This is a genomic window from Campylobacter concisus (assembly GCF_002913765.1).
GTDB classification, from domain to species: Bacteria; Campylobacterota; Campylobacteria; order Campylobacterales; family Campylobacteraceae; genus Campylobacter_A; species Campylobacter_A concisus_BB.
The window spans coordinates 25,949-33,066 of the sequence record NZ_PPCH01000010.1; the positions used below are offsets into that span (position 1 = coordinate 25,949).

The following is a 7,118-nucleotide window of genomic DNA, read 5'->3' on the forward strand; positions in this document are numbered from 1 at the left end:
TCTCTAATCCATAAAACCAAACGGCAAGGCAAACATATCATCATCTAGTTTTACGGCCGTATCTCCGGCGTAAAAGACTATGCCTTTATCAAATTTACTTTGTAAATTCTCTTTTAAGTGATAGATATGCTTGAAGTCATCTTTGCTGATAGTTTTTGAGGATTTGACCTCTATGGCTATGAGCTTACCTGATATCTCAAGGATAAAGTCTATCTCTTTTTGATCGCTCGTTCTGTAGTAGTATATATTTGCTCTTTTTTTGCTACTTGTATTTGCCTTTAGTAGCTCATCAAATACAAATGTCTCATATATAGCACCTTTATAAGGAGAATTTGCAAGCTCTTGTGCTGATGAAATTTGAAGTAAGTGTGCCAGCACCCCTGTGTCGGTAGCAAAGATTTTAGGAGTTTTTATAAGTCTTTTTAGAGCGTTGTTAAAGTATGGCTGAAGCTTTTGGATCTGATATGTATGCTCTAGCACGCTAAAATAGCTATCAAATGTCTTATTATCAAGACCCGACTCCAAGCATAGCTCGTTTTTGTTAAAGATGTTGCCACTTCTTAGCATACATAGGCGGTACATAGCGATAAATTTATCCATATTTCTGATGTTGCCTATCTCTTTGGCGTCTGATTCTATATATGTTCTTATGTATGAGCTAAACCAGAGATATTTTGACTTCTCGGAGTTTATCTTTGTGATCTCCGGGTAGCCACCGTTTATGATCTTCTCAGATAAGCCGTCGTTATCATACTTTTTTAGCATCAAATGGTCTATATCGCCACTTAAAATATCTATCAAATTTTCATTGCTATGGCTTAACTCTTTTTGAGAAAGCGGATATAGCTCTACTATGCCTATCCTACCAGCCAAAGAGTCTGAAATATCTTTAAAACCCTTTAAATTTGCAGAGCCAGTTAATACAAACTGCCCATTTGTTCTATCTTTATCTATAAATTCTTTTATGGCTAGAAGCAATATAGGCACTCTTTGTATCTCATCTATCACAATAGGCTTATTGCAATGTTCTATAAAGCCTTTAGGATCGTTTTTTGCGGATTCATATATGTTTATGTCGTCAAGCGTTATGTAGTTTGGTATATCTAAATTTAAAGCAAGTGTTGATTTGCCAACCTGCCTAGCTCCGCTTATCAAAAGCACTGGAAAGCTTTTCATATACTCTTTTATTTCGTCGCTTATGGCTCGTTTGATGTACATAGTATTTTATCCTTAAATATTTAGGAGTATAATACTACAATATATATAAATTTACAAGGATGGTTTGGTTAAGATAATTGTATATTTAAATTTAATTCGAACTAAAACTGGCAAGACTAAGTCAGTCACTGTGATTTTCCATCACACTGAGTATTTTATTGGTAGAGTTTTAAGAAATATCACCTCAGATTTTCATATTGACAAATGGTAGTCAAATTTTACCTCAAAAGGAGCAGCACAATAACCATTTTTTGGAATATTGCACAGGCTCTTTTATACTGCAACCTAACTTCCCAATAAATTTTTTACCTCATAACTTTATCCAGTAGCGATTTATAGCTATCCACTACGTCATAGACCACGCTATCATTGCTTATAGCCTTAAAATGCTCCTTTGCGCAGTGGATTTTGGACTCTTCGACTTGGCGAAGTTGCATAGAATTCATAGACCCTTTAGTCTCCGCAACAAAATAAATATGCTTAATATCTCCCTCATAAAATGCAATCGCCCTAAAAAGACAAACCTCTCCAGATACATCAGTCATACATATAGACGAATTTAAAGGAAATATAGAAAAAGAGAAATATCAGCTAGCGATGTATGATAAAAACCGTAAACTAGTAGATATATTAAGAAATAGACATTCACAAACAATAAAAAATATAATAAACGAATTTGAAATACAACCACAAGTAGTTGTAATGGATATGTTTAAGCCATTTAGAAGCGTAATAAATAGTAATATAGTTCAGGCCCAAATAGTAGCAGATAAATATCATGTAATAAGACAAGGGATATGGGCATTAAGAGATTTAAGAGTAGAATTATTTAACAAAGACAATGAAAAGTATAAGAAGTTAAAAAAATATTGGAAAATACTAAGTAAAAGCCCAATAAGTCAGTTTAGTCAAAGACAAAAAGAGATATTAAAAGAGATATTAAAAGTAGATAAGACATTGAAAAAGATGTATAGAATAATAAAAGAATTTTACAAGATGTTTGAGAGCAAGACAGTAAAGACAATGAGAAGGAGAATAGAGCAATTAATTGAAAAATTGAGAGTATTTAATATAAAGCAAAGTATAAAACTAGCAGATACAATAACAAGTTGGAAAAAAGAGATAATAAATATAGTAGAATATAAAATAAACAATGGGTTTGTAGAAGGAAATAACAACAAAATAAAAGTAATAAAAAGAGTATCTTATGGACTAAGAAACTATGAAAGATTTAGAAAATTGATATATTTACGTCTTTGCAATAGATAGAGGTGTTTTTACACCCCCCCCCACTATTGACAAAGAACCATAATAAATTTTATCCGCTCTATAAATTTAAAAATTAAATACCCTTTTTAAATACATTTAAAAGAAAAATTTATATATGATCCTAAGATAAAAAATTAATAATTATACTTAAGGAGCAAACATGCGAATTCCTATTCGCTACGGCAAAGATGATATCATCGACCTAAGCGTTCCGGAAAAAAATTTACTGGGAGTTTTTAACCTCAACCCCGTGGCTAAATTCGACGAAACGGCACTCATCGCAAAGGCTCTGGCAAATCCGATAAATCAAAAAAGCTTTGATGAGTTTATCGCTGGCGACGAAAAGATCGTCATCATCGTAAACGACGGCACGAGACCTACGCCGACGGCAAAAGTTTTAAAGCAAATTTACCCAAAAATCCGCGATAAAAATAAAATTTTCATCATCGCCACAGGCTGCCATAGAGAGGGCACGCTAGAAGAGTACGAGATGATATTCGGCAAAGAAATTTACGCCGAGCTTAACGCTAAAAGCGAAATATGCGACCACGACTCGAAAAAAGACGAAATGAGCTATCTGGGCGAGTCCAAAAACGGCACGCAGATGTATCTAAACAAAATCGTAGCCAAAGCAAAAAAAGTGATCGTCATAGGCTCGGTCGAGCCGCACTATTTTGCAGGCTATACGGGCGGACGAAAGGCGTTTTTACCCGGCGTCGCCAAATACGAAACTATCGAGCAAAACCACAAACTAGCCCTTAGCGCCGATGCTCAGGCGCTGCGCTTAGAGGGCAACCCCGTGTATGAAGATATGATCGACGCGATGAAGGTGCTCGCGCACATCGACGTTTTTTCGATCCAGACGGTGCTTGACAGCGAACACGGCGTGTATTACGCGAGTGCCGGACACCTAAACGACAGCTTTTATGACTGCATGAAAAAGGCAGACGAGGTCTTTTGCGTAAATATTCCGCGCAAGGCAGATATCGTGATCTCGGTCGCGCCCTATCCGATGGACGTCGATCTTTATCAGGCACAAAAAGGGTGCGGACACAAAAATAGTCATCTTGCCGTTTGGCTCTATGACTGTGCCTAAGGTTTAAGTATGGCTAAAATTTTATACTATGATGCTAGCTGTGGCATCAGCGGCGATATGAATTTAGGCGCACTGGTGGATCTGGGCGCGGATTTTAGCTATCTTTGCGCCGAGCTTGCTAAGCTAAATTTAGCTAGCGAATTTTACCTACGCAAGCGCAAAGTGCTAAAATGCGGTATCTCTGCAACCAAAATAGACGTCGTTTGCGCGGCAAATCCGAGCCAAATTCCGCTTGGCCTCTTAGGCGCTAAATTTAGCCCGCGTCAAAATTTAAACGGCAAAATTCACGGCGCCGAATTTAGAGCGGATAAGTCCGCCCAAAACCATCCGCGTCCGCGAAATTTCACGCAAATTTTAGAGCTTATCGAGGGTTCTAGCCTAAGCGCTTTCGTAAAAAAAACGGCAAGCGAAATTTTTAGCGTTATCGCGCAGGCCGAGGCCAAAATCCACGGCACTAGCGCAGAGCAAGTACATTTCCACGAAGTGGGCGCCGCGGACAGCATCGCGGACGTAGTGGGTGCGGCTATTTGTTTGGAGGCCTTGGGTGCGCCGCAAATTTTTGCTTCGCCTATCGAGCTTGGCGGCGGTTTTGCGCACTGCGCTCACGGCAGGCTGACCGTACCGGCGCCTGCGGTTTGCGAAATTTTAAAAAGCGCGCAAGTAAGCCTAGGGCGAGCGAATTTCGAGATGACTACGCCCACAGGAGCGGCGATTTTAAAGGCCTGCGCACTAAATTTAAGGGAGCAAGACCGCCGCGAGTCGCCGCGAAATTTTAAAATTTTAAGCACGGGCTACGGCGCTGGCGATAAAGACATCGCAGATTTTGCCAACGCGCTTCGCGTGATACTTTGCGAAACGAGCGAGGATTTAGGCTTGAGAGATGAGCCAAATTTGAGCGTGCAGATCGGCTATGGCGAGCTTTGCGAGCGGATTTTAATCTCCACTAATATCGACGACATGGACGCCGAGAGCTTTGCCTTTGCGTGCGATATTTTGCGAGATAGCGGCGCGCTGGACGTATTTAGCAGGTCTATTTTTATGAAAAAGGGGCGCGCGGGCTTTGAGCTAAACGCGCTGTGCCGCAAGCAGGACGCCGCGCGGATAAAGGGGCTAATTTTCGCGCATACGACGGCGATCGGAGTTAGAGAGTGCGCCGTGAGGAAAACGGGGCTTGCGCGCGAGTTTTGCGAGGTAGATACTAAATACGGCAAAATAAGGCTTAAAATTTCGCGCGGCCGAGTTTGCGGTTTTAACGCCGAACAAAATTTAACGGACGAAAATTTAGCCCGAAATTACCCCGAAATTTTAAAAATCAAGCCCGAATTCGAGGACTGCAAAAAAGCCGCGCAGAGATTTCAAACGACGATCCGCGAGGTTAGAAACGAGACTTTAAAAAAATATGACGAAACTAGAAATTCTAAAAAATGATATAAAAAAGCTGGAAAATTTAGCCGTAGCGTTTAGCGGCGGCGTGGATAGCTCGCTACTGCTGCGCGTTGCCGCCGATACGCTAGGCCGGCGCGCGGTAGCTATCACGCTAAAATCGCCCTATATGTCGGGGCGCGAGATAAAAGAGGCGGTGGAATTTACCCGTACTTACGGTATCAGGCACGAAATTTTAGAGCTAGAAGCGCCCGAAGCGGTAAAAAATAATCCGCAAGATCGCTGCTACGTCTGTAAAAAGGCGGTTTTTACGCGGCTAATCGAGCTGGCAAAGCATCTAGGCTTTACAAACGTCGCCGACGGTACGAACTTAGACGACCTTGGCGAATACCGCCCGGGGCTTAAAGCAAAAGACGAGCTTGGCGTGCTTTCGCCGCTTAAAGGCCTCAAAAAATCAGAGATTAGAGAGCTTAGCCGCGAGCTTGGACTGCCGACCGCGGATAAGCCCAGCTACGCGTGCCTTCTGACGCGTTTACCGCACGATAGGGAGTTTTCCGCGGAGGAAATTTCGCTCGTGGAGCGAGCCGAAAATCTGCTAATCTCGCACGGATTTTTAAATATTCGCGCGCGATTTGACGGCAAAGCCTTTAAGCTGCAAATGGGTGCGAGCGAGACTAGGCGCTTTTGCGCGGGAGATTTTAGCGCCGTCGTACGCGAGATCGCTTCGCTTGGCGAGTATGATATTTTGCTTGATTTAAAAGGGCTTCGCGGGGAGATTTTAAATGACGAGAGATGAGGCTTTAAATTTCATCCGTACCGTAAAATCGGGTGAAAAAAGCGAGCACGAAGCGATAGAGTTTTTACGGGATTTTCCTTTTAGCGACGTGGGCTGCGCCAAAATCGACACTCAGCGTGCTTTGCGAAATGGTACTGGTGAGGTGATATATGGGGCAAATAAAACAGATGATGAAATTTTGCAAATTGCTAGTGCGATCGGCGAAAAAAATGAAAATATCCTAATCACAAGAACAAATGAGAATGTTTTTGAACGCATACGTGAGATCTTTCCGCAGGCAAATTTTAATGCTCGTGGCCGCGTCATCAGCGTCAAATTTAAAGAGCCCGCGCTCACGCAAAGCTACATCGCGATAGTTTCCGCAGGCACCGCCGACGGCGCGGTAGTGGAGGAAGCGTACGAAACGGCGAGATTTCTAGGCAACGACACGCGTAAATTTAGCGACGCAGGCGTGGCGGGACTGCACAGGCTGATCGCAAATTTAGAGCAAATACGCGGCGCAAAGGTCGTGATCGCGGTGGCGGGCATGGAGGGCGCACTTGCTAGTGTGTTAGCAGGCCTCGTGAGCGTACCCGTGATCGCAGTGCCCACCAGCGTGGGATATGGGGCAAATTTTGGAGGACTAGCGGCACTGCTAGCGATGCTAAACAGCTGCGCAAACGGCGTCAGCGTCGTAAATATCGACAACGGATTCGGCGCCGCGTATAACGCGAGCCTGATAAATCATCTCTGAATTTACGCCGCTTGCGAGGCAAATTTAACGGCTAAATTTAAAAGAAAAGCGTTGCTAGAGGAAAATTTAAGCGAGCAAAAAAGTGCTGCAAAGCGCATGCAAAAGCTGCAAACAAGGCAAAGCGCGCGAACTAGGCTAGCATTTTTAGCCGCGGCTGGCATGATTTTAGCGGTAGAAATTTACATCGCGATCTGCGTAAAGGGCGGCTTTGTGCGCCACTACGCGGGCGACGTTTTGGCGGTTATCTTGCTTTATGCGTTTGTGAGAGCTATATTTAGTGTGACGCCATCAAATTTAGCGCTTAAAATTTTTGTCTTTGCGGCAGCTTTGGAACTTGCGCAGTATTTTGGCGCCGTGCAAATTTTAGGCATAGAAAATAAAATTTTAAAAGTGATGATGGCGGGACGTTTGATTTCGCCGATCTGCTCTGCTACGCGGTTGGCTGCGTCCTAGCGGGCGCTTATGAAAAATTTGAAAGTAAAATTTGGCAAATGAGAAGCGATGGATAAAGAAAAATCTATAAAAAAGATGACTGAAGTTATGGCGAAATTTGTCGGCTACACGGGCAAAGTACTACCCGATGACGTGACGGCGAAGCTGAGGGAGCTCGCCGAGTGCGAGAC

General features: G+C 42.8%; 7 protein-coding genes and 1 pseudogene. 6 read left to right on the plus strand and 2 right to left on the minus strand.

Going from position 1 to position 7,118, the window contains the following annotated elements:
• Positions 1 to 3: 3 nt before the first annotated feature.
• Complete coding sequence (locus CYO89_RS03025; protein ID WP_103597086.1) at positions 4 to 1,218, minus strand: ATP-binding protein; 1,215 nt, start codon at positions 1,216 to 1,218, stop codon at positions 4 to 6.
• A 305-nt stretch (positions 1,219 to 1,523) separates the two neighbouring features.
• A complete protein-coding gene (locus CYO89_RS03030) occupies positions 1,524 to 1,763 on the minus strand; it encodes a hypothetical protein (protein ID WP_087580539.1) in 240 nt (79 codons plus the stop codon).
• Between the two features lie 4 nt (positions 1,764 to 1,767).
• Here CYO89_RS03030 and CYO89_RS03035 point away from each other — a divergent pair, with 4 nt between their 5' ends.
• The 6 genes and pseudogenes from CYO89_RS03035 to CYO89_RS03060 all read left to right on the plus strand — a co-directional run bounded on the left by CYO89_RS03035 (position 1,768) and on the right by CYO89_RS03060 (position 6,948).
• On the plus strand, positions 1,768 to 2,487 hold the full coding sequence (locus CYO89_RS03035) for a transposase (RefSeq protein ID WP_083827858.1): 720 nt from the start codon (positions 1,768 to 1,770) through the stop codon (positions 2,485 to 2,487).
• 160 nt (positions 2,488 to 2,647) lie between these two features.
• A pseudogene (larA, locus tag CYO89_RS03040) lies at positions 2,648 to 3,559 on the plus strand (nickel-dependent lactate racemase); the annotation flags it as partial.
• 33 nt (positions 3,560 to 3,592) lie between these two features.
• Complete coding sequence (larC, locus tag CYO89_RS03045) at positions 3,593 to 5,011, plus strand: nickel pincer cofactor biosynthesis protein LarC (RefSeq protein ID WP_103597089.1); 1,419 nt, start codon at positions 3,593 to 3,595, stop codon at positions 5,009 to 5,011.
• Positions 4,983 to 5,762 carry an ATP-dependent sacrificial sulfur transferase LarE gene (gene larE / locus CYO89_RS03050; protein ID WP_103572361.1) on the plus strand — a complete coding sequence of 260 codons (780 nt, stop codon included), beginning with the start codon at positions 4,983 to 4,985 and terminating at the stop codon, positions 5,760 to 5,762. Before larC ends, larE begins: the two co-directional genes overlap by 29 nt.
• Positions 5,749 to 6,495, plus strand: a complete 747-nt coding sequence (gene larB / locus CYO89_RS03055; protein ID WP_103572360.1) for a nickel pincer cofactor biosynthesis protein LarB — start codon at positions 5,749 to 5,751, stop codon at positions 6,493 to 6,495. The genes larE and larB overlap by 14 nt, the downstream gene beginning before the upstream one ends.
• A gap of 51 nt (positions 6,496 to 6,546) precedes the next feature.
• Positions 6,547 to 6,948, plus strand: a complete 402-nt coding sequence (locus CYO89_RS03060) for a DUF2809 domain-containing protein (protein WP_223231529.1) — start codon at positions 6,547 to 6,549, stop codon at positions 6,946 to 6,948.
• Positions 6,949 to 7,118 lie beyond the last annotated feature (170 nt).